Origin of the sequence: Maritimibacter dapengensis, from assembly GCF_019218265.1 — a bacterium.
GTDB lineage: Bacteria > Pseudomonadota > Alphaproteobacteria > Rhodobacterales > Rhodobacteraceae > Maritimibacter > Maritimibacter dapengensis.
On the sequence record NZ_JAHUZE010000003.1, the window covers coordinates 453,112 to 475,710 of the forward strand.

The following is a 22,599-nucleotide window of genomic DNA, read 5'->3' on the forward strand; positions in this document are numbered from 1 at the left end:
CTCAGGCGTGTTTTAGGTCCACGCCGGGCGCGTAGGCGATGAAGAACGGATTTTCATAGATGTTCTTCCCATACGTCAGCGGCTCATGATCATCGAAACGCACGACCTTGCCGCCGGCGCCATGCAGCACGGCCTGACCAGCCGCCGTGTCCCATTCCATCGTTCGGCCAAGGCGCGGATAGATGTCTGCCTCGCCCGTGGCGACGAGACAGAACTTGAGCGACGAACCAGCACTCTTCATGTCTTTCACGGAATATTTGCCGATATAGTCATCGGTCGCCTGATCGCGGTGCGATTTCGACGCCACGACCATAAGCGCGTCATTATCTGGATGGGACACACGGATCGGGTGACACTTGCCTGGGCGGTCCGGGTGGAAATCACCGGTTTCCTCTACTGAAGAGCCGTCCTCCATCGTGTAGAACATCCGCGACTGCGCCGGGGCATAGACCACACCGCGGATCGGCGTGCCGTCCTTCACGAACGCAATGTTCACCGTGAAATCACCACGCCTGTTCACGAACTCCTTTGTCCCGTCGAGCGGATCGACGATCAGGAATTCGTCCGCGAAATCCTTGTGACTGTCGGCTTGTTCCTCGGTCACGATCACCATGTCCGGGAAGGCGTCGCGCAATCCGGCATGGATCAGAGCGTCAGCGGCTTCATCGGCCTCGGTCACAGGGCTGTCGTCGGATTTCGACCGCACTTCGAAATCGTCGGCGTTATAGATTTCCATGATCTTTTCGCCAGCTTCGATCGCCAGACGGCGCAACACGCCCATGAGCACTTCGTAATTCAATGCCGCTCCTTTCGCCGGTCCCTCCGGCGTTGTTGATAAGTAAATCCGCCTCCCTTATGCTGATCGCTAAAGGGAACGGCAAGATTTCCCTGTAAAAAACGCGAGTGCAGGCACAGGAACGGCGCATGTTTCAGGCGAACACACAACCAAACCGGACGGCCCGGATCGTGGGCGTGTTCGAGCTTATCTACCATGTGACCGTTCACGGATTGCGCAAGAGCCATGCGAACGCGCTGATGGGTCTGTTCATCAACATGCTGCAGACCATGATCCTCGTCGCGGTGTTTTACATCATGTATTCCGTTCTCGGATTGCGGGGGTCACTGATCAGGGGCGACTTCCTGCTGTACATTATGTCCGGGATTTTCCTGTACATGACGCAGACCAAGAGCATGGGTGCTGTCGTCGGGGCCGACGGACCAGCAAGTCCAATGTTGCAGCACGCGCCCATGTCGACCTTCGTTTCGATCATCGCGAACGCGCTGGGCGCATTGTATATTCAGATCCTTTCGGTCGTCGTGGTGCTCTACATCTACCACATCGCCTTCAATCCGGTGGAATTTCAGGACATGTCGGGGGCGTTCTTCATGCTCATTCTCGCCTGGTTCTCGGGCGTGTCGATCGGCATGATCTTCTATGCTTTGAAACCATGGTTTCCGCAGTTCGCGACGGTCGGATCCACGATCTACAGCCGCGCGAACATGATCGCATCGGGCAAGATGTTCGTGGCCAACTCATTGCCGTATACGATGCTCGTGCTGTTCGATTGGAACCCGCTTTTCCATATCATCGACCAGGCGCGCGGTTTCGCCTTCATCAATTACAACCCGCATTACTCGAATTGGCTTTATCCGCTGATCGTGTCCGCGGTGCTTCTGGTGATCGGGTTCATGGGCGAAAGCTACACCCGCAGACATGCCTCGCTGTCCTGGGGCGCACGCCGCTAGGCCACGCTCAATCCACCACGCGCAGTGTAAGGTTTATTCGTCCGCCTTCGGCCAAGAGCGTGGAGGTGCCGAACTTGATCCGGTCGATCCCGTGATAGGCGAGCCGCGCGGCACCGCCGAGGACAAGGACATCACCGGACCGAAGCCAGACCGATTTCGTAGGACCGCCCCGCTCGGACCCGCCAATGCGAAACAACCCATCATCGCCCAGCGAGATCGACACCACGGGCTGTGCGAAATCGGTTTCATCGCGATCCTGGTGCAGCCCCATTTTCGCGCCTTCCCTGTAGAAGTTCACAAGGCAGCAGTCTGGTGCGTGGGCATCTGCCGCAATGGCATTCCAAACCGCCAGAATGCTGTCGGGTATCGGCGGCCATTGATTGCCTGAGGGGTGCCGGGGTTCGTAACGGTATCCCCGCCCGCGATCGGAATACCAACCGTATCGACCGGCCGATGTCATCGCCACGGTCATCTTTTTTCCGAAGCGTGTTTCGGGCGAAAACAAGGGCGCACGGGCCACCACGTCTCTCAGGTCCGCCACCATCGCGTGCTGGGCCTTGGCATCAAGAAAGCCGGGATAGACCGTGGCTCCGCCGATGTCGAACGAGGGGCTTTCTCCGGTTTCTTGCCTTTTCATTGCCAAAACCCTGAAAACGAGTCGCTTTTTTCGTCCAGAACGCGGTTTGCACCGCCTTGCAGGCCTGTTTTCCCCTCCTTATATACGCCGAGACGCCGGGACGGCACCCTCGTTCCGGCCAGCTAGTGGGATCGGGCGAAGGTGCCTTTGGGGCCTGAGCCCAAAACATCGCCAAAGAGAGGAAAAGAGCATGGGTAAAGTCATTGGTATCGACCTGGGGACCACCAACTCCTGCGTCGCAATCATGGACGGCTCGCAGCCGCGGGTCATCGAAAACTCGGAAGGTGCGCGTACGACGCCCTCCATCGTCGCCTTCAAGGACGACGAACGCCTCGTGGGCCAGTCTGCGAAACGGCAGGCGGTCACGAACCCGGATAACACCGTTTTCGCAGTGAAACGTCTGATCGGCCGTCGCGTAGGCGACGCTGCCGTCGAAAAAGACCGAAAACTCGTCCCTTACGCCATCGTCGATGGCGGCAATGGTGACGCATGGGTCGAAGCCGCGGGCGAGAAGTATTCGCCGTCGCAGATCTCGGCCTTCATCCTGCAGAAAATGAAAGAAACCGCCGAAAGCTATCTTGGCGAAGAGGTGGATCAGGCCGTGATCACGGTGCCCGCCTATTTCAACGACGCTCAGCGTCAGGCCACGAAAGACGCCGGCAAGATCGCCGGTCTCGAAGTGCTGCGCATCATCAACGAACCGACTGCAGCCGCGCTGGCTTATGGCCTCGACAAGAAAGAGTCCAAGACCATTGCGGTCTACGACCTTGGCGGCGGTACGTTCGACGTCACGATCCTCGAGATCGACGATGGCTTGTTCGAAGTAAAATCCACCAACGGCGACACGTTCCTCGGTGGTGAAGACTTCGACATGCGGATCGTCAATTACCTCGCCGACGAGTTCAAGAAAGAGAACAACGTCGACCTGACGAAGGACAAGATGGCCCTGCAGCGGCTCAAGGAAGCCGCTGAGAAAGCCAAGATCGAGCTGTCTTCGGCCTCGCAAACCGAGATTAACCAGCCGTTCATCTCGATGGGATCTGACGGTCAGCCGCTGCACATGGTGATGAAGCTCACCCGCGCCAAGCTTGAAAGCCTCGTCGGTGATCTGATCAAGAATTCGCTGAAGCCGTGCCAGGCCGCTTTGAAAGATGCGGGCATCTCGACCAGCGAAGTCGACGAGGTGATCCTCGTCGGTGGTCAGACCCGCATGCCGAAGGTTGTCGAAGAAGTAACCAAATTCTTCGGTAAGGAACCCCATAAAGGTGTGAACCCGGATGAGGTCGTTGCTCTGGGCGCAGCCATTCAGGCGGGTGTCCTTCAGGGTGACGTCAAGGACGTGGTCCTGCTCGACGTGACCCCACTGTCGCTCGGCATCGAAACGCTCGGTGGGGTGTTCACGCGCCTGATCGATCGTAACACGACGATCCCGACCAAGAAGAGCCAGGTTTTTTCGACCGCTGAAGACAATCAGAACGCCGTGACGATCCGGGTGTTCCAAGGTGAGCGCGAGATGGCGTCCGACAACAAGATGCTCGGTCAGTTCAACCTCGAAGACATCCCCCCGGCACCTCGGGGCATGCCGCAGATCGAAGTGACTTTCGACATCGACGCCAACGGTATCGTGTCCGTCGGTGCCAAGGACAAAGGCACCAATAAGGAACAGAAGATCACGATCCAGGCGTCTGGTGGGCTTTCGGACGACGAGATCGAGCAAATGGTCAAGGATGCCGAGGCGAATGCCGACGCCGATAAGGAACGTCGCGAACTCGTGGAGGCCAAGAACCAGGCCGAGGGCCTCATCCACTCGACCGAAAAGGCGATGGAAGAACACGCCGACAAAGTCGATCCAACTACGATCGAGGCGATCGAACTGGCAATTTCTGCCCTCAAGGACGATCTCGAAGGCGACAATGCCGACAAGATCAAATCGGGCATCCAAAACGTGACCGAAGCGTCGATGAAGCTTGGAGAGGCGATCTACAAGGCGCAGTCGGATGAAAGCTCCGACGACGTGGGTGGCGAAGATGGCCCGTCCGAAGTGGATGACGACATCGTCGACGCCGATTTCGAAGACCTCGATGACGACAAGCGGTCGTAAATCCTGATACCGAAGGCCGGCCCGCCCACGGGTGGGTCGGCCTTCGTATTCCCAAGGGGGAATGACCGATGTCGAAGCGTGATTATTACGAAGTGCTGGGCGTTCAGAAGGGCGCGTCGGCCGACGAGATTAAGAAGGCCTATCGCACGAAGGCCAAAGAGCTTCATCCAGACCGGAACGCCGACAATCCCGACGCCGAGGCGCAGTTCAAGGAAGCGAACGAAGCCTACGACGTACTCAAGGATGCCGAGAAGAAAGCGGCATACGACCGTTTCGGCCATGCGGCCTTCGAAGGCGGCATGGGTGGCGGGCCGCGTCCCGGCGGCGGATACGGTGCGCAACAGGGCGACTTCGCAAGTGCGTTTTCGGACGTCTTCGATGACTTGTTCGGCGACTTCATGGGCGGTCGACCAGGCGGCGGACGCTCGCGTGCCATGCGTGGCTCGGATCTGCGTTATAACCTGCGAGTGACGCTGGAAGAAGCCTACGAAGGACTTCAGAAGACGATCAATGTCCCGACGTCCGTAGCCTGCGATGAATGTAACGGCACTGGGGCCGAATCCGGCGCTGATCCGACGACTTGCCCGACCTGCTCCGGATTGGGCAAGGTCCGGGCCCAGCAAGGTTTCTTCACTGTCGAACGCACCTGCCCGACCTGCCAGGGCACGGGCCAGATGATCAAGAATCCCTGCAACAAATGCCATGGTCATGGCCGCATCGAACGCGAGCGCGCCCTTTCGGTTAACATTCCGAAAGGCGTGGAAACCGGCACGCGTATCCGCCTTGCCGGCGAAGGCGAAGCAGGTTTGCGAGGCGGCCCCTCGGGCGATCTTTACATATTTATCCAGGTGACAGAGCACGATCTGTTCGAGCGTGACGGCGCGCATCTTCATTGCCGCGTCCCCGTTTCGATGAGCGCAGCAGCCTTGGGCGGAGACATCGAAGTGCCGACGATCGACGGCGGCCGGTCACGGGTCAAGATCCCTGCAGGAAGCCAATCCGGGCGTCAGATGCGCCTGAAAGGCAAGGGTATGCCGGCCCTGCGCGGCGCGGGTCATGGCGACATGTATATCGAGCTCGCGGTCGAGACGCCGGTCAATCTCACGGCCAAGCAGAAGGATCTGCTGAAGGAGTTCGAGAAGCTTTCGGAGGAAAACAATCCCGAAGGCCGTGACTTCTTCTCTAAGGTCAAGACGTTCTGGGACGGCATGAAGGGCTGACCGCTTTTGACCGTCGTCTTTTAACCTTACGCTAACCGACTCAGGTGAGACTGCGGGAATGTCACCGCCGTCTTCGCATATGTCTGAAGCTTCTCTGCCGCTCTTTGCGGCAGACGAAGCGCAACCGGTTCCCGTTGTCGGGACGAAAGCCCGACTGCCGTCCTACATAAAAGATCACCGTGCGCGACTACGCGAACGCTTCATGTCCGGCGGGGCAGAGGCGCTGCCAGACTACGAACTGCTCGAACTACTTCTGTTTCGCGCAATCCCACGGCAGGATGTGAAGCCTTTGGCACGGCGGCTTCTGGACAGGTTTGGGGACTTCAATGGGGTGCTTTCTGCTTCCCCCCAACGGCTGAAAGAAATGCATGGTGTTGGCGACTCGGTCGTGCAGGAGCTCAAGATCGTGGAAGCAGCGGCACATCGCCTGTCCCGTGCAAAAGTAATCGGGCGGCGGGTAGTTTCGTCGTGGAACGATCTTCTCGACTATTGCCATACCACGATGAGTCACCGTGAAACCGAACTCTTCAGGGTGCTTTACCTCGACCGCAAAAACACGTTGATCGCGGATGAGACGCTGGCCGAAGGCACCGTGGGTCATGTTCCGGTTTATCCGCGCGAAGTGGTGAAGCGGGGGTTAGAGGTCGGCGCATCGGCGCTGATCCTCGTGCATAATCACCCATCGGGCGATCCCACCCCGTCGCGGGACGACATCGACATGACCCGTCGCATCGCCGAAGCGGCGGCCGCGCTGGAGATTCAGCTTCACGATCATATCGTGATCGGCAAGTCGCGTGAGGTGAGCTTTCGTTCGGATGGTTACCTAAAGTAGGCTCTATTTCACCCAAACTTCCACACGTCGGTTAATTCGGCGACCCCAATCGGTGTCGTCACATGCCATGGGGAGCGCCTCGCCAAAAGCGTCCGTCGCGATTTCGACCCGCGCGGGATCATAAGTCTCCGCGGCTTCGACAACGGCTTGACGGACCGCTTCCGCGCGACGTGTGGCCAGCCTCAGGTTCAACGCCGCTGCGCCTTGCCCGTCCGAGAACCCGACAAAGGTCAGCTTTCGTCCATCGAAATCTCCCGCCTCGAGCGCCTCTGCCAAGAGACCGACGTTGGACCGAGACGTCGCATCGAGCGCGGTCGACCCGCCGGTGAACCTGTAGGTGAGCGTCAAACGACGTGTCCCGCTCATGAGCGTCACCATGCGCTGCAACTCGGACAACGCGACCTCGGGTCCAGCTTGGGCAATTGCATTGGCAAGCCGCGTGCCTTGTTCTGATAGCGAAATCTCGTCGATCCCCTGATCGACAAGCCCGACACGCTGGATCACGCGTTCGGCAGACCCTGTTCTCAGGAAACGCAAAAAGTCACGCCCGACCTGCGGCAGCCGAATGGCCGGGCGATAGAGAAACACTGGCGCGGTCAACGGATAATCCCCGGCCTTGATCGCCGTATGCGACGGCGCGACTTCGAAGGCACAGTTGCCCGTCAGCGTCACGGTTTCTGTCAGCCCGGTTTGCGAGAAACTGGTGATCCCGAGTCCGAATGGGTCCTCTTCGACCGCGAGCGTGACACCATCGTTCGACGCCTTCTTTAAGATGGCATCACTCAGCGTCTCGCCCTGCGCCCGGACCACTGCACGATCGAACACCATACCGAATCCAGCTTCAGGATCGCGCAGGTATGTCGTAATCGGCGCATCTTCCCCGCCAAGTTCACTCCAACGCTCGATAAGGCCAGCGTAAACTTTGGCAAGCGTTTCGATCCCCAGATGGCGCACGGGATTGCCGGGGTTCACAACCGGAACCAGCGCGTCGAGTGCCAGGACGCGTGATTGCCGCACGGCATTCAAGTCCCCGAGCGCGGCATCGCGTGCGATCAACCGCTCTTCGCGGGTGGGCTCGCGAAGCGAAACGACGAAATCCGCGATCTCCGTCACGAGGTCGCCAAATGCATCCTGCGACGTGGTGAGCCTGACACGAAATCGTGCGACCTCCTGCGCGCCTTCGCCGGTGTAGAGCGTGTAGAGAAACCCCTCGCCCGCCACTTCTTCTCGCGTCGCCGCATACCCTTCGGCGCGCGCGAAGCTTTCGATCAACGCTGGAAGCAAGGGCTCGGCCACAGCATGTGCCGCCGAGATTGTCATATCGGCGACGAAAGATGTGAGGTTCGGGCATCCAGGTCCGTCGCACGAAACGCCCGAGCCGTCCACGGTCAACACCCCGTATTCCGTATCGACCCTGTAGAACTCGCCATCGAACCCGAGAAGCACGCCCGAAATTTCGACCGAGCCGTCGCGAGACGTCAACGTCACGTCATCTGCCGCTGCAGGAAAGATCGCCAGAACCGCTATCCATGCAGCGCCGAACGCCGCACGAAACCTCGCCATGAAATCTCCCCCAGCCCCTGGTTTCGCCCGCTAGTTGCGAGCAATTGTCAGGTCTTGCGGGAGGTTTTTCAACACAAGATATTCACCGATCGCGTCGCAGTCGGGAACCGACATGCCCACAGTCGTCACAAACGGTGCATCGGTGGGCGAAGACCGAAGGTACTCGCCAACGATTGTCGTGCCACACGTCGTCTCGAGAACCTGTGCTTCGATCGAGATCGTGGGCGCGTTCAACATACCTGCTGGATAGGTGTAAATATCGGCCGCGTATCCGTCAGAGGTCGAGCCGAGCACGGAAATGTAGCCACCCTCGCCCTTGGAGGCGCGGTCCGGCGTGCCGGGAACCTCGGACCAGACATGACCGGCTTCACCGTAATACGCGCCATTTTCGAGTGCATGAAGCTGTAGCCCCGTGCCGCCTTGCCAAACCAGCGCCACACGATCGAAATCGGTCATGTCGGGCACGGCGACTTCTCCAACTTGGGCATAACCGCCAACTTCCGTCTTGACGCGAGCCAGACCGGCCAATGCCGGCATTTCCAGAATAAGCAGTCCGTTTTCGTCCAAAGCCTCGGTGAACCGAAGCCCGGCATGGTCGAAGGTCACCTCATCTCCCGCCTGGCAGGGAGCGGTCAGGCTGACGCCGATCATTGCGCCCGATCGAGCTGTCAATTGAAAGTCGATCTCGCATGCGTCCGGTCCATCATCCATCCCATCAGGCATCGGTGCACCCGCCGCCGGTTCGATATCAGGCAATTCCTGCGGCGCAATCAGGTCGGATTCGGTTTCGTTCCGCGTGACTTCGGCAAATGTGATTTTTTCGGTTGGGTTCGGTTCGTTCGTCTCCGTGCTCGCCTGTGCCTGCTGCAACACAGGGGCGTCGACCGGAACATCAACCCGGACTCCCGACGGAAGCCCGGAGACCGACATGGATTGCAGACGTGGTGCCTGATCCACCTGCAATGTGGTGCTGTCTTCAGTGAACACTCCGTTACCGCTTGTCGCGGACGCGGCGGCTTCTTGCACAACGTCGCGTTCTGCTTCTGCACGCGCCACGTCGACGGGCTGAGGCGTGGCGCCGTCTATGACCTGGTCAGCAGAGGCCTCAGCGGTTTCGTTAGATTGCGGGTCTTCGCCTCCAACCACTTCGCGCTTGGGCGCGCCATCGACGGGGACGACCACGGGTGCGGTCGAAGCCATACGCGCTTGTTGCGGCGGCGTGGACCCTCCGGTGATAGGTTGAACGACATTTCTTTGCATGAGGTGTCCCGTCGCGAGTGCCACGACGAGCGCGCCCACGGCCGTGTAGACCCGTTTCTTGTCTATCCTGGTCGAGAACTCTTGGATCTTTCCGAGCATATCGACAGTCCTTTCCCACAAACTCAGGGAAATCTGACCGACCAATACGGTGACAGAATGAACAAAACATGACTAAAAAACGATGCGTTTCCAGACCGAAAACAGCTCAGTTATCTGGAATCACTACGAAAAAAGCGCCTGCGTCAAGGTTTTGCCTGATTAGGGCCGGTCAAGCTTGCCCGTGCGCCATTCCTCGATCATCGACCGGTTCAAAAGACCCATCACGCCCAATTCGTTGCGGCTCATCGCCGTCACACCTTCGGTGCGAAAGTCATGCCAGAAGCGAATGCGCCGGATCAGATGCGCGTCCTTCCGTATCTTGATCCTCGAAATCTCACGCGTGTACATTTCCGCGTCGGCGGATTTTGCATCTCGGGTCGCATCAATCACGGCCTTCAGAAACCGGTTCCCGACTTCGAACCGCATCCAGCCAGCCCAGCGCTCTTCGTGGCGAAGATGAAAGATGCCGGAGGGCTCCAAGAACACCGACGTCATGCCTGTCATTCGCATGATGAGCGGTACGAAATGATCCCACCAAGGAACGCCCAAAGCGAAGAGATCGCTCTCGAAGCGGGCCAGGTCGCGACTGTGCATGGCAAGAAAATCGTAACCGCCTGTGTATTCCTCAGGGTTGTTTCGATCCAGATCGTCTATGTCGATCCGCCGCAGGACTATCGCCTCGCCAGGTCGAAGGTTTCGGATCTTATCGACCTGTTCGTCGGTGAAGTCGAAGAAGATGTCCGCATTCGCGAACACCATCACGCCATCCGTATCCTCCGAAATCTTTCCGTAAAAATCGTCGAGATAGACAAAAGGTTTGCCATAGTCTTCTGCGGCATTGCGCGAGACCTCGATCTTGCGAACGCCCCATTCTTCCAGGGGAAGCTTTAATACCTCGACCTCGGAATTGACCGTGACGGGTTCGAAACCGTGATCGCGCCAGCTGTCGAGGCAATACTTGAGGTATTCGAGGCCAAACTCTTCACCAGCCGCATTCACCCGGCTCATGCGAGGGGGCAGCGATGTATAGATCGAAATGGGTTGCACCACTACTCCGCCTAGGCTCTTGCTGGTGTTTCAAAGCCCCAATAGGTCAAGACTTCGTGCAGGATGTCATTCAGGGCTTCGACTGTCTCCGGCTTCAATTCGTGCGCGAACTGACCCGAACGGCCAGATCTCTTGTGACTCAGATCGTCTGTCTTCACGTCTTTCTGCACAGGCGTCGCCTGAGCAGAAATCTCGTCGATGGCCGTCTCCGGGATATCCATGTCCATGAAGGTAAACAGCTTGGTCAGGAATCCGCGCGTGTCGTCCTTGTATTCGTCATAGGACAGGAAAAGCGCGTTCGGGCTTGCTTCTCGAAGTTCCTTGTACCGCGTGAGGTAGGGAAGCATCCATTCCTCGGCGCGACGAAGTGCGAACGCGTCGATGCCCTCAGCCTGAATGCGTTCGCGTTGGCGATGAAACGCTTCCACACGATCCGGATTGTTGGGTGGCTTGTGCGAAAAGCCGAAGGAATAGAAGGCGCTTACCAGGACGTCTCTGGGATCGCGGAGGAAAAACACCATCCTATACTTGTCTGCATCCGGGACCTCGACGGGCCCCCGGAGCGGTCCATAGACCTCGCCAGTCGGAAAGAAGAGATCCGACGCCGCCTGAGACATGAACTCCTCGGGCTCATTCGTCCGTACACTCGGTACATTGAAGACGGCTTTTCCAAGATTGAGATAGTGGAAATCGGTATGCTTGCCTGCCGTCCTCAGAATAGCGGCGACAAAGACGCTGGCGCATTTGTGTGTCGTGAAGAACAGAACGGACGGTTTTTCGATACGTGGAGGGTCGGGCGTGTAGTTTCCGGGAACGCCCGCCGCACGCCTGGCACGGGAATTCACAAGCGTCACACGTGGCGTCTGATCCTGACCGGCAAACGCATGTTTTATCCGACGGGCCAATGTGCGGAAGGTTGGCATGTGTTACTTACCTTTCGGCGTTTCGCTCAGATCGCGCCGTGACAATGCTTGAATTTCTTCCCGGATCCGCAAGGGCAGAGCGCATTCCGGCCTGGGTTGCCCCAGGTCGAAGGGTCGTTTTCGTCAAAGCCATCGCGGGGCGTGCCCGGCTCGGACGGACCCGAGGCTTCGGCATCGTCCGCGGCCTTGGCCATCGCGGCCTGCTGCTGTGCCATTTGCGCCATCATGGCCTTCTGCTCTTCTTCCGTCATCGGCCGGACTTGGCCGAGCTTTTGGGTGACGTCCGCGCGCAGTCCGTCGAGCATACCCTCGAACAGCTGAAATGCCTCGGTTTTGTATTCGTTCAGAGGGTCGCGCTGGGCATATCCTCTGAAGCCGATCACCGATCTCAGGTGTTCGAGCGTCAGCAAGTGCTCGCGCCACTTCGCATCAATTGTCTGGAGCAGGATCTGCTTTTCGATGTTGCGCATGGTCTCAGGACCAAAGGCTTCGGCTTTTTCTGCCATCTGCTTGTCGGTGGCGTCCTGAAGCTTTTCGCGAACGCTGTCGTCATCCGTGCCTTCTTCGGCGGCCCAGTCCATCACCGGAAGGTCGATGTTCAGCTTTTCAAGGACCGCGGCATAAAGCCCCTCGGTATTCCACTGGTCGGCATAGGACTTGGGCGGCATGTATTCCGACACCAGATCGTCGATCACCTGGTGACGCATGTCTTGCGTGACGTCCGACAGGTCCTGGCTTTCCATGATCTCGCGCCGCTGCGAGAAGATCACCTTCCGCTGGTCGTTCATCACATCGTCGAATTTCAGAAGCTGCTTGCGGATGTCGAAGTTCCGGCCCTCGACCTTCGCCTGTGCGCGTTCGAGAGACTTGTTCACCCACGGGTGGATGATTGCTTCGCCTTCCTTCATGCCCAGACCCGACAGCACCTTGTCCAGCCGCTCCGACCCGAAAATGCGCATCAGATCGTCTTCCAGTGACAGGAAGAACGACGAACGGCCAGGGTCGCCCTGACGCCCCGAGCGGCCGCGCAGCTGGTTGTCGATCCGACGGCTTTCGTGTCGCTCCGTGGCAAGCACATAAAGCCCGCCCGCTTCCAGAACCTTCGCTTTTTCGTCGCTGACTTCGGCTTCCGCCTTGGTTCGCAGGGCCTCGGGGTCGGCTTCGGGATCGGAGGCAAGAGCATCGAGCACTTTCATGTCGACATTGCCGCCCAGCTGGATGTCGGTGCCCCGACCGGCCATGTTTGTGGCGATCGTAACTGCGCCCAGACGCCCGGCTTCCGCGATGATCTGCGCTTCCTGTTCGTGCTGGCGGGCGTTCAGCACGTTATGCTGGATACCTGCGCCGTTCAGGAGCTTGCTCAGCTCTTCGGATTTCTCGATCGAGGTGGTGCCCACCAGAACTGGCTGACCCTTCTCGTTGGCTTTCTTGATCTCGTCGACAATGGCCGCGTATTTCTCGCCAACGGTGCGATAGACCGCGTCATGTTCGTCCACACGCGCGATCGGCTTGTTGGTCGGAATCTCGACCACGCCCAGCCCGTAGATGTCGTCGAACTCCTCCTCTTCTGTCAGCGCCGTGCCGGTCATGCCCGCAAGCTTGCCATAAAGACGGAAGTAGTTCTGGAACGTCACTGACGCCATTGTCACGTTCTCGGGCTGAATGTTGCAGCCCTCTTTGGCCTCAATCGCCTGATGCAGACCGTCGGCGAGCCGGCGACCAGCCATCATGCGCCCGGTGAACTCGTCGATCAGCACGACCTCGCCGTTGCGGACGATATAATCTTTGTCCTTCTGGAACAGCTTGTGCGCGCGGAGCGCGTTCGAAACGTGGTGCACCACCGTGGTCGATTCCGGGTCATATAGCGTCTGCTCTTCGGGCAGGACGCCAATCTGATGGAGCCGTTCCTCTAGAAAATCGTTGCCCTCGTCGGTGAAGGTCGCAGAGCGGGCCTTCTCGTCCAGCGTGTAGTGCTCCTCGGTGATCTCGGGAATGATCCGGTCGATGGTCACATACAGGTCGGACTTGTCTTCGGAGGGTCCAGAGATGATCAGCGGCGTGCGCGCCTCGTCGATCAGGATCGAGTCAACCTCGTCTACGATGGCGAAATGGTGGTCGCGCTGGTTCATATCCTCGATCGAGGCTTTCATGTTGTCGCGCAGATAGTCGAAACCAAGCTCGTTGTTGGTTGCATAGGTAATATCGGAACCGTATGCGCCCTTCTTCTCGGCGTCCGGTTGCTGCGGATAGACAACCCCCGTGGTCATGCCCAGCGCGGCATAAACCTTGCCCATCCATTCCGCGTCACGTTTGGCGAGGTAATCGTTCACGGTGACGATATGCACGCCCTTGCCCGTCAGCGCGTTGAGATAGGCCGGAAAGGTTGCGACGAGCGTCTTGCCTTCGCCGGTCTTCATCTCGGCAATGTTGCCACGGTGCAGGAAAAGCCCGCCTATGAGCTGGACGTCGAAGGCGCGAAGACCAAGGGCACGGCGCGCGGCTTCCCGGCAATTCGCGAAGGCTTCGGGGAGCAGATCATCAAGCTTCTCACCCTTTTCGATCCGCGTGCGGAATTCGGCGGTCTTCTCGATCAGCCCCTCGTCCGAAAGCTTTTCGAACTCAGGCTCGAGCGCGTTGATTTTCTCGATGATCGGGCGCGTGGCCTTCACTTTGCGGTCGTTGGGGGTGCCAAATGCTTTTTTGGCGAGTGTTCCTAGACCCAGCATAAATACTCCGCTGCCTTCAGCTCGATGCGCGACTTTGCGCTTTGACGTTCTCGTGATCCGATGAAGGGTGGTTGCCCGGCCCCCAAAGGCCCCATATCAAGGGCGCGAGACGGCCCTCTTCAAGGACTCTTGCGATGTAAGGTCCGGGGCCAAGATAGTCAACGATGCCGGGTGCTCCGGCACGATCAGAGGAAATTTCATGACCTATACACCCACCCGCGCCTCGCTTGTGAAAGCGACGCTTTTGTCCGTTTCTCTGGCCCTCCCAGGCTGGGCGCAGGAGGAAGAAACCGTCACCGAAGAGCCGACGTCGCCGTCTGTGACCGCCGAAACGGTCGTTGCCACCGTCAATGGCGAGGACATTACGGTCGCACACGTCGCCGCAGCGCGCGCGACATTGCCTCAGCAGTATCAGCAGCTTCCCAACGAAGTGCTTTTGCCGGGTCTCGTCGATCAACTCGTGCAGCAAACCGTTCTCAGTCAGGCGATCGACCAGATCAGCCCGATGATCGAAATTCAGCTCGACAACGAACGGCGCCAGATGGTCGCCGCCCAGAAGATCGAGAGCGTGGTGTCCGACGGCGTCGACGAAGCTGCGATCCAGGCCGCTTATGACGCGAAATACGAAGGTGCCGAACCGACGACCGAATGGAATGCAAGCCACATTCTCGTGGAAACCGAAGCCGAAGCCGCCGACCTTGTCGAACAGGCGCGCGAAGAGGATGCGGACTTTGCTGCTCTCGCCAAAGAACACTCGACCGGCCCCTCAGGCCCCTCTGGTGGCGAGCTTGGCTGGTTTTCGACCGGCATGATGGTCGAACCGTTTGAAACCGCTGTGGCCGACATGGAAGCAGGCGATGTCCAAGGACCGATCCAGACCGAATTCGGCTGGCATGTCATCAAGCTCAACGAGACCCGCGAGAAGGGTGCGCCTGCGCTAGAGGAAGTGCGGCAGGAAATCGTCGCTGAGCTTCAGACATCGGCTGTTGAAGAAGCGGTTGCGAAGCTCCTTGAAGATGCCGACGTTGAGCGTATGGATATCGAGACGCTTGATCCGGCCATTTTGACGGATCCGTCAATGTTCCAATAACAGGGCCAAGGGGCAGGTCATGGGAAAGAAGAAGAAGATCAAGAAGCTGAAGGCGCGGATCAAGAAATTGAAATCCGCGCTGAAAGCCGCCACCACGCATACGCACAAGGTGGCTCCGCTTGCACCGCCTTCCTTTCCTGACCTGCCCGTTATCGAAGGTGTGCGGTTCGCCGCCGCCGAAGCCGGTGTGAAGTACCAGGGCCGGCTCGACGTGATGCTGGCCGTCTGCGACCCCGGCACATCCATCGCCGGGGTCTTTACCCGGTCGGCCACCCGCTCTGCCAACGTGCTCGACTGTCAGGACAAGATCGGGTCGGACGCAACTGGCGGAGCCGCGATTATCGTGAACTCCGGCAATTCGAACGCATTCACGGGCCGGGCCGGAGAAGGCTCGGTCAAGGCCATCAGCGAAGCGGTGTCCAAGGCCACCGGAGTGCCCGAAAACAGGGTCTATTCCGCCTCGACTGGTGTAATCGGTGTGCGGCTTCCGCATGATCGGATCACCGCGAAGCTGGACGAACTGAACGCTGGCCTCGATCCGGCTGCGCTCGATCTCGCCGCGCGTGCTATCATGACGACCGACACGTTTCCCAAGGGCGCGGCCGCCGAGGTTTCGATCGACGGAAAGCCTGTGAAGATCGCTGGCATCGCAAAAGGTTCCGGCATGATCGCGCCGGATATGGCGACGATGCTCGTCTACATCTTCACCGATGCCGAAGTGGAGCAACACGTGCTTCAGGGCATGCTCGGCAACCTGACCGACATGACTTTCAACAACATCACCGTGGACAGCGACACATCCACCTCCGACACGCTGATCCTCGCCGCCACCGGCGCGTCCGGGGTCAAGGTCACGGACAAGACTGACCCGTTCCGCGACGCGCTCCACGGCGTCATGCTGGACCTTGCCCATCAGGTGGTGCGCGACGGAGAAGGCGCGACGAAATTCGTCGAGGTCCGCGTCACCGGCGCCGCCTCAGACAAGGACGCGCGGACCCATGCGCTGGCTATCGCCAATTCACCGCTTATCAAGACCGCCATTGCAGGCGAAGATCCGAACTGGGGACGCGTGGTCATGGCCATCGGCAAATCCGGTGCGCAAGCCGACCGCGACCAGATCACCATTCGCTTCGGCGACATCCTCGTGGCCGAGAAAGGCTGGGTGGCGGAGAGTTACCGTGAGGAAGACGGTGCGGCCTACATGAAGCAGGACGAGTTGGTGATCGACGTCGATCTCGGTCTTGGGCAAGGCGATGCAACCGTCTGGACTTGCGACCTGACGCATGGCTACATCCAGATCAACGCGGATTACCGGTCGTGAACACGATCCTCGTCTCTGCCGTCGCCCTCGTCGACCGGGACGGGCGTGTCCTTCTTGCTCAGCGACCTGAAGGCAAGAGCATGGCGGGGCTGTGGGAATTTCCGGGCGGCAAAGTCGAGCAGGGAGAGACGCCCGAAGCTGCCCTGATCCGCGAATTGCACGAAGAGCTGGGGATTGAAACTTGGAACAGTTGCCTCGCTCCGCTTACCTTCGCGTCCCACACTTATGACGATTTCCATCTACTGATGCCGGTCTTCGTCTGCCGCAAATGGCAGGGGACGCCGCAGCCGCAGGAGGGCCAGTGCCTGAAATGGGTGGCCGTGAACAGGCTCCGCGACTATCCGATGCCGCCCGCCGACATACCCCTGATCGCCATGATGCGGGACATGCTCTGAAGTCGTGACATCTGTCATAAGCCTGTTACATCCGTGTCCTACGCGCGGAAGAAACCAGGCAAGGGGGCCGAATGACACGCATCGCCATCAACGGAATCGGAAGGATCGGCAAGCTCGTTCTTCGTGAGCTGATCGACAACGGCGTCAATGCCGAGATCGTGCTCTTGAACGACCCGGTCGGAACGCCCGAGATCCACGCGCATCTCCTTGAATTCGACACTGTGCACGGGCGCTGGGCAGCCGATTTCGCACATGGCGAGGGCTTTGTGTCGGTCAACGGGCATCGCATGGCAATGACCCATTCCCGGACGCTCGAAGACTTGCCCCTCGAGAATATAGACTTGGTCATCGACTGCACCGGTGCGTTCAAGACGAACGAAAAGCTTGCACCCTACTATGCGGCTGGGGTGAAGAAGGTCGTCGTCTCAGCTCCGGTAAAGGAAGACAACGCGCTCAACGTCGTTTTTGGCGTAAATAGTGACTTTTATTCGGATCAAGACCTCGTCACCGCCGCCTCGTGCACGACCAACTGCCTCGCACCCGTGGTCAAGGTCATTCACGAAGGGCTTGGCATCAAGCACGGGTCGATCACCACGATCCATGACGTGACCAATACCCAGACCATCGTCGACCGGCCCGCCAAGGACCTGCGCCGTGCACGCTCGGCGCTCAATTCGTTGATCCCGACGACGACCGGCTCGGCCAAAGCGATCACGCAGATATTCCCGGAACTCTCGGGGCGGCTCAATGGCCATGCCGTGCGCGTGCCGCTACTCAATGCCTCGGTCACAGATTGCGTCTTCGAGGTCGAGCGCGAGACCACCGAGGAAGAAGTGAACGCCCTGTTCGAAGCCGCCGCCAATGGCCCGCTCAAAGGCATCCTTGGGTACGAGACGCGACCCCTGGTCTCGGCGGATTACACGAATGACAGCCGGTCCTCGATCGTCGATGCGCTCTCGACGATGGTGGTGAACGGGACGCAGGTGAAGGTCTATGCATGGTATGACAACGAGTGGGGCTATGCCTGCCGTCTCGCGGACGTGACGCGGATGGTGCTCGCCTCGCTCTGACTGGACGCACCGGGGAGGCAGCATGACGGACAATTCGACACGCGCTGACAATCCGCTGGCCGCCTATATAGCGGTGACAGCCGCGTATTGGGCGTTCATGCTCACCGACGGCGCCCTCAGGATGCTGGTGCTCCTGCATTTCCATCACCTCGGGTTCTCGCCGATTACACTGGCTTGGCTTTTCTTGCTCTACGAGATCGCGGGGATGATCACGAACCTCTCTGCGGGCTGGATCGCAGCCCGTTTTGGGCTGACCACCACGCTCTATGTCGGGCTTGGGCTTCAGGTCGTTGCACTTCTCGCCCTGTCGCGGCTCGATCCTGGCTGGGCCATCGCGCTGTCGGTACCTTTCGTCATGGTGGTCCAGGGGCTGTCAGGCGTGGCGAAGGATCTGGCCAAAATGTCTTCGAAATCGGCTGTCAAACTGCTCGCACCGTCGGCGGACGGCGGGCTGTTTCGCTGGGTCGCGGCACTGACTGGATCAAAGAACGCGGTCAAAGGGGTGGGCTTCTTCCTCGGCGCTGGACTACTCGCGCTGATCGGGTTCAAGGCGTCCGTGATTGCGATGGCAGGTGTGCTTGCTCTGATCCTTGTTGCGGTCATGGCCTTCATGCCGTCAGGCCTGCCAAAAGGCTCTAAATCAGCCAAATTCAGCCAGGTTCTCTCAAAAGACCCGAAGATCAACCGATTGTCGCTTGCGAGAATGTTCCTGTTCGGCGCGCGCGACACATGGTTCGTCGTCGGTATCCCGATCTTCTTTCACAGCCGGATCGAAGAGCTTATCGGCACTGACAGCGCGTTCTTCATCGTCGGTGGTTTCATGGCGGCCTGGATCATCGCCTATGGCGCGGTGCAGGCGGCGGCCCCAAGACTGCTTGGCCCCGCCGCGCATGAAGGGGGCGAAGCGACCCGACTTGCGGTGCGATGGGTCGGCATCCTGACGTTCATTCCGGTCGCGCTGGGCATGGCGGCGCTCTGGCCCGACGCGTTCTGGCTACTGCCGGTTGCGATAGTCGTATTGCTCGCGTTCGGCTTCGTTTTCGCGATCAACTCGTCGCTCCACAGCTACCTCATCCTCGCCTTCACGAAATCCGAGCGGGTGACGATGGACGTTGGGTTCTACTACATGTCGAACGCAGCAGGGCGACTGATCGGAACGTTGTTGTCCGGCATCAGTTACCAAATCGGCGGTCTGGCGCTCTGCCTTCTCACAGCTGGGGCAATGGCCGGCGCAAGTTGGATTGCCGCGCGCCGCATTCAGGCGGTTCTTTAACGCGGGATCACGTCGTGACGACCCAATCCGCAATCGCCTCGGCGCATTCCTCCGCGGTCAGTTCCGTGGTGTCGAGTTTCAGCACACGTTCAGCGTCATCCCCGATCAGGATGCGCCCCTCTTCGTGATACTGCAGCGCCAGCGCCCGTTTGCGCGACTGGCGCATCGCTTCGCGTCCAGCAGAGCCGATCCGCCGCGCGTTTTCGTCCGGGTCGCAGTGCAGGTGGACCACGTAAAGCGGCCCACGGGTCTGGGCGATGTGCTCAACCCGCGCCCACGCTTCGGCGGACCAGTCCGAGCCCTCGCGCAGTGCGTCGGTCATGATAAGCGGGACCTCGGCGGGAAGCTCGGTGATCCGCTTGTCCGCAACTTCCCAGACCGCGCGCACGGTGTCGTAAAACGCATCGCTTTTGAAATCCGTCAGCGCGTAGGCCAGGTTCATTTGCGTGTAAACATCCAGTAGTCGACCGCCCAGTTTGTCCATGAGCGCCTGGCCGACCGTGAGTTTGCCCGTTCCGGGGAATCCGTTGATGAATATCAGCATGGCGGCATGATGCCTGACCTGAGTGAAAGGTCAAAAGAAAACCGGCGCGGGGGTTGCCCGCGCCGGTCTTGGCCGATCCCCGTGGGACGGGATCAGAAGTTCAACGACACATCGCGGTGGTTCGCCGTGCAGCGGGCCATGGCAAGCGCCTGAGCGCGGGTGAAGCGATCCTGCGTGCGGATGCCGAACGTGCCCTTCACACCTTCAACATAGGTCCGGATGCCGGGCAGCGCGCCCTCCGCATCCATTCGCCACTGTTTCTGCGCGGCGTACTCTTCCAGAGCTTCCTCATAGTCAGCCACTGCCGCTTCTCGATCCACCTCGTCCTCGTCGATTTCACGGCGAGCCGAAGCCAGCGCCGACTTCACGTCGCCCGCGCCTTCGACTTCGCCGATCAAGTCTTCGACATTCTCGATCTCGGCGGCGTCGGCCTCGCCTTGGCCGTTTTCGATCAGACTGCGGACGTCGGCCAGCGGCCCTTCCAACGCCATGAATGCGGCATTGTCACCCAGGACCGCATAGACTTCCGCCGGGCCGGAATAGGCATCGTCTGCCGCGCGTCGATACTGGTTCCGGGCCGCGTCTTCGGCAGAGGTCAATTCCGCGAAGCGATCATGCACCTCATCCCAATCCGCAGGAATCTGCGCTTCGAGTGTCGCGATCTCTTCGTCGATATGCGCGATTTCCTCTTCCAGCGCCGGAGCCCGTTCGCTGTCTCCACCGATCCGTGAAAGAGTGGTCGCAGCCACGTCCCGTTCTTCGCGCAAACGGCGGATCTGCTTCTCAAGCCCGCGCACGAGGGTAAGCTGGGGCCGATATTCGCCCGCGGCCGCATTCACTGCCGCGTCCGTTTCGGCAATTGCTTCGATCTGAGCGATCGCTTCGTCCGCTGCGTCCAGACCGGAAGTGAAGTCCTCTGCAAGGTCCTCAGGCAAAGCCGAGAGGTCGACCATCCGTCCGGTTTCGATCGCGTCCTGCGTGACACTGGTCGACGCCAGCCGATCGGCGACGTAATCCTCGAGACAGAGCTGAAGCTTGGGATTGCGTGGTGGCGGCGCTGTTTCGGACAGGAAACTCACCCGGTTCGGCAGATAGTTCACAAGCGGCGGGTAAAGCCCGACGATGCCCAGCGCGACAAGCTGAAGCACGATGAACGGAATCACGCCCTTATAGATCTGGAGCGTCTTCACGACCGCCGGAGCGACCCCGCGCAGGTAGAATAGTGCAAACCCAAACGGTGGCGTCAGGAACGAGGTCTGCATGTTCAGGCCGATCATCACGCCAAGCCACACGGCGGTGACGTTCGCGCCCGGATCAGACAACAGGATCGGCGCCACGATTGGCACGACGACCACCGCGATCTCGATGAAATCGAGGAAGAAGCCAAGAACGAAGATAACCGCCATCACGATCACGAACTGGGTCCAGAACCCGCCCGGTAGGCCATTCAGGAACTCGCGCACCAGCTCTTCACCGCCGAACCCGCGGAATGCCGCGGTCAGCATGGCAGCACCGAGCAGGATGATGAAGACAAGCGATGTTGTCTTCGCCGTCTCCAGCATGACCTGTTGCAGCGTGTTGTCGATGCGGATGGCCCGGAATGCCGACATGATCAGCGCGACCAGAAGGCCGACGGTGGCGACCGCGCCGATGGCGATGCCGATGCTGTCGGCGCTTTCGTCCATGGCTTTCACGTTCATCTCGAAATTCGCCAGAGCGAAGCCGATGGCGACGAGCGAGACGATTGCGATGATGGCGGGAAGAAACAGGCCGCGCGATCCTTCGGTTGGCAGTCGGTAAGACGCCATGATAAGCGCACCCGCCGCCCCGATAGCGCCAGCTTGGTTCACCGTCGCGATACCGCCGATGATCGAACCCAGCACGAGAAAGATGAGAGCGAGAGGCGGAACCAGCGTCAGAGTAACCCGGCCCCAGAAGGCGAGGTTGAATTTCTGATCCTTGTCATGCACCGCAGGTGCAGCTTTCGGCTTCAGGATGGCATAGACGAGAATATAGATCATGTAGATCCCGACCAGCACAAGGCCGGGGATCAACGCACCAAGGAACATTTCGCCAGCCGATGTGCCGGATACGTCGAAGATCGACGGCATCGAAAGCTCGCCGGTCGCGTCTTTGTGCAACGACTTACGCAAGGTTGAGGCTTGGTCGGCGGCACTGGCCAACTGGTCCGCCAGAATGATGAGTACGATCGAAGGCGGAATGATCTGCCCCAATGTGCCCGAGGCCGCGATTGTGCCGGTGGCCAGCGATTGCGAATAGTTCGAGCGGAGCATGGCGGGAAGCGAAATCATCCCCATGGCAACAACCGTCGCGCCGACGATGCCGGTGGTCGCCGCCAGAAGTGCGCCGACGAACACCACCGAAATGCCAAGACCGCCCGGCACCGGGCCGAACAATTGCGCCATGGTGACCAGCAGGTCTTCCGCAATCTTGGACCGCTGGAGCATGATGCCCATGAAGATGAAGAGCGGGATGGCGATGAGCGTATCCCTCTCGACCTCCCAATAGACCCCTCGGAGGTTGGTCACCCCCGCCGTCAGCCATTGCTGCGGTCCGCCGGAGTGGAAATAGGCGTCGGTGTTACCCTCGAACGCATAGCCCGCGAGCGCGGCGAGCCCGATTGAGATGATCGCGGCACCCGGAAGCGCGAACGCGACCGGATAACCCGAGCCGAGCGCGGTCGCCATTATGACGACGAGGAGAAGAAGGAAGAAGAGTTCCATGAAGCGTT

At 59.6% G+C, this 22,599-nt stretch carries 18 protein-coding genes; 9 read left to right on the forward strand and 9 right to left on the reverse strand.

Annotation, left to right across the window (positions count from 1 at the left end):
- Position 1: 1 nt before the first annotated feature.
- Positions 2 to 799, reverse strand: a complete 798-nt coding sequence (gene cysQ / locus KJP28_RS14420) for a 3'(2'),5'-bisphosphate nucleotidase CysQ (RefSeq protein WP_218393314.1) — start codon at positions 797 to 799, stop codon at positions 2 to 4.
- Positions 800 to 924: 125 nt separating this feature from the next.
- On the opposite strand from cysQ, the gene KJP28_RS14425 reads away from it, so the two are divergent.
- Positions 925 to 1,746, forward strand: coding sequence for an ABC transporter permease (locus KJP28_RS14425; protein ID WP_218393315.1), 822 nt, complete (start codon positions 925 to 927; stop codon positions 1,744 to 1,746).
- 7 nt (positions 1,747 to 1,753) lie between these two features.
- Here the strand turns inward: KJP28_RS14425 and KJP28_RS14430 are convergent, their stop codons facing one another.
- Positions 1,754 to 2,383: an alpha-ketoglutarate-dependent dioxygenase AlkB family protein gene (locus KJP28_RS14430; RefSeq protein WP_218393316.1), complete on the reverse strand. Its 630-nt coding sequence runs from the start codon at positions 2,381 to 2,383 to the stop codon at positions 1,754 to 1,756.
- A 190-nt stretch (positions 2,384 to 2,573) separates the two neighbouring features.
- Between KJP28_RS14430 and dnaK the strand changes: the two genes are divergently transcribed.
- The 3 genes from dnaK to radC all read left to right on the forward strand — a co-directional run bounded on the left by dnaK (position 2,574) and on the right by radC (position 6,536).
- Positions 2,574 to 4,484 carry a molecular chaperone DnaK gene (gene dnaK, locus KJP28_RS14435; protein ID WP_218393317.1) on the forward strand — a complete coding sequence of 637 codons (1,911 nt, stop codon included), beginning with the start codon at positions 2,574 to 2,576 and terminating at the stop codon, positions 4,482 to 4,484.
- A 68-nt stretch (positions 4,485 to 4,552) separates the two neighbouring features.
- Positions 4,553 to 5,704, forward strand: a complete 1,152-nt coding sequence (gene dnaJ, locus KJP28_RS14440; protein WP_218393318.1) for a molecular chaperone DnaJ — start codon at positions 4,553 to 4,555, stop codon at positions 5,702 to 5,704.
- Between the two features lie 79 nt (positions 5,705 to 5,783).
- Complete coding sequence (gene radC / locus KJP28_RS14445) at positions 5,784 to 6,536, forward strand: RadC family protein (protein ID WP_255552401.1); 753 nt, start codon at positions 5,784 to 5,786, stop codon at positions 6,534 to 6,536.
- A 3-nt stretch (positions 6,537 to 6,539) separates the two neighbouring features.
- Here radC and KJP28_RS14450 read toward each other — a convergent pair whose 3' ends face one another.
- The 5 genes from KJP28_RS14450 to secA form a co-directional block, all read right to left on the reverse strand.
- Positions 6,540 to 8,099 (reverse strand): phosphate ABC transporter substrate-binding/OmpA family protein, encoded by a 1,560-nt coding sequence (locus KJP28_RS14450; protein ID WP_218393320.1) that lies wholly within the window; start codon positions 8,097 to 8,099, stop codon positions 6,540 to 6,542.
- 30 nt (positions 8,100 to 8,129) lie between these two features.
- On the reverse strand, positions 8,130 to 9,458 hold the full coding sequence (locus tag KJP28_RS14455; RefSeq protein WP_218393321.1) for a hypothetical protein: 1,329 nt from the start codon (positions 9,456 to 9,458) through the stop codon (positions 8,130 to 8,132).
- A 159-nt stretch (positions 9,459 to 9,617) separates the two neighbouring features.
- A complete protein-coding gene (locus KJP28_RS14460; protein ID WP_218393322.1) occupies positions 9,618 to 10,508 on the reverse strand; it encodes a hypothetical protein in 891 nt (296 codons plus the stop codon).
- An 8-nt stretch (positions 10,509 to 10,516) separates the two neighbouring features.
- Complete coding sequence (locus tag KJP28_RS14465; RefSeq protein WP_218393323.1) at positions 10,517 to 11,428, reverse strand: sulfotransferase domain-containing protein; 912 nt, start codon at positions 11,426 to 11,428, stop codon at positions 10,517 to 10,519.
- A 26-nt stretch (positions 11,429 to 11,454) separates the two neighbouring features.
- Positions 11,455 to 14,154, reverse strand: a complete 2,700-nt coding sequence (gene secA, locus KJP28_RS14470) for a preprotein translocase subunit SecA (RefSeq protein WP_218393324.1) — start codon at positions 14,152 to 14,154, stop codon at positions 11,455 to 11,457.
- Positions 14,155 to 14,353: 199 nt separating this feature from the next.
- On the opposite strand from secA, the gene KJP28_RS14475 reads away from it, so the two are divergent.
- The 5 genes from KJP28_RS14475 (at position 14,354) to arsJ (ending at position 19,303) form a co-directional block, all read left to right on the forward strand.
- A complete protein-coding gene (locus KJP28_RS14475; RefSeq protein ID WP_218393325.1) occupies positions 14,354 to 15,244 on the forward strand; it encodes a peptidylprolyl isomerase in 891 nt (296 codons plus the stop codon).
- A 19-nt stretch (positions 15,245 to 15,263) separates the two neighbouring features.
- Entirely contained in the window at positions 15,264 to 16,565 is a 1,302-nt protein-coding gene (argJ, locus tag KJP28_RS14480; RefSeq protein WP_218393326.1) for a bifunctional glutamate N-acetyltransferase/amino-acid acetyltransferase ArgJ, read from the forward strand.
- Positions 16,562 to 16,960, forward strand: a complete 399-nt coding sequence (mutT, locus tag KJP28_RS14485; protein WP_218393327.1) for an 8-oxo-dGTP diphosphatase MutT — start codon at positions 16,562 to 16,564, stop codon at positions 16,958 to 16,960. The genes argJ and mutT overlap by 4 nt, the downstream gene beginning before the upstream one ends.
- Before the next feature lie 71 nt (positions 16,961 to 17,031).
- Positions 17,032 to 18,030 (forward strand): ArsJ-associated glyceraldehyde-3-phosphate dehydrogenase, encoded by a 999-nt coding sequence (locus tag KJP28_RS14490; protein ID WP_218393328.1) that lies wholly within the window; start codon positions 17,032 to 17,034, stop codon positions 18,028 to 18,030.
- 22 nt (positions 18,031 to 18,052) lie between these two features.
- The gene (gene arsJ, locus KJP28_RS14495; protein ID WP_218393329.1) at positions 18,053 to 19,303 is read left to right on the forward strand and encodes an organoarsenical effux MFS transporter ArsJ; all 1,251 of its coding nucleotides are present in this window, start codon (positions 18,053 to 18,055) and stop codon (positions 19,301 to 19,303) included.
- A gap of 7 nt (positions 19,304 to 19,310) precedes the next feature.
- Here arsJ and KJP28_RS14500 read toward each other — a convergent pair whose 3' ends face one another.
- Both KJP28_RS14500 and KJP28_RS14505 read right to left on the reverse strand, forming a co-directional pair.
- A complete protein-coding gene (locus tag KJP28_RS14500; RefSeq protein WP_218393330.1) occupies positions 19,311 to 19,847 on the reverse strand; it encodes an AAA family ATPase in 537 nt (178 codons plus the stop codon).
- Positions 19,848 to 19,939: 92 nt separating this feature from the next.
- On the reverse strand, positions 19,940 to 22,591 hold the full coding sequence (locus KJP28_RS14505; protein WP_218393331.1) for a TRAP transporter large permease: 2,652 nt from the start codon (positions 22,589 to 22,591) through the stop codon (positions 19,940 to 19,942).
- Positions 22,592 to 22,599: the final 8 nt, after the last annotated feature.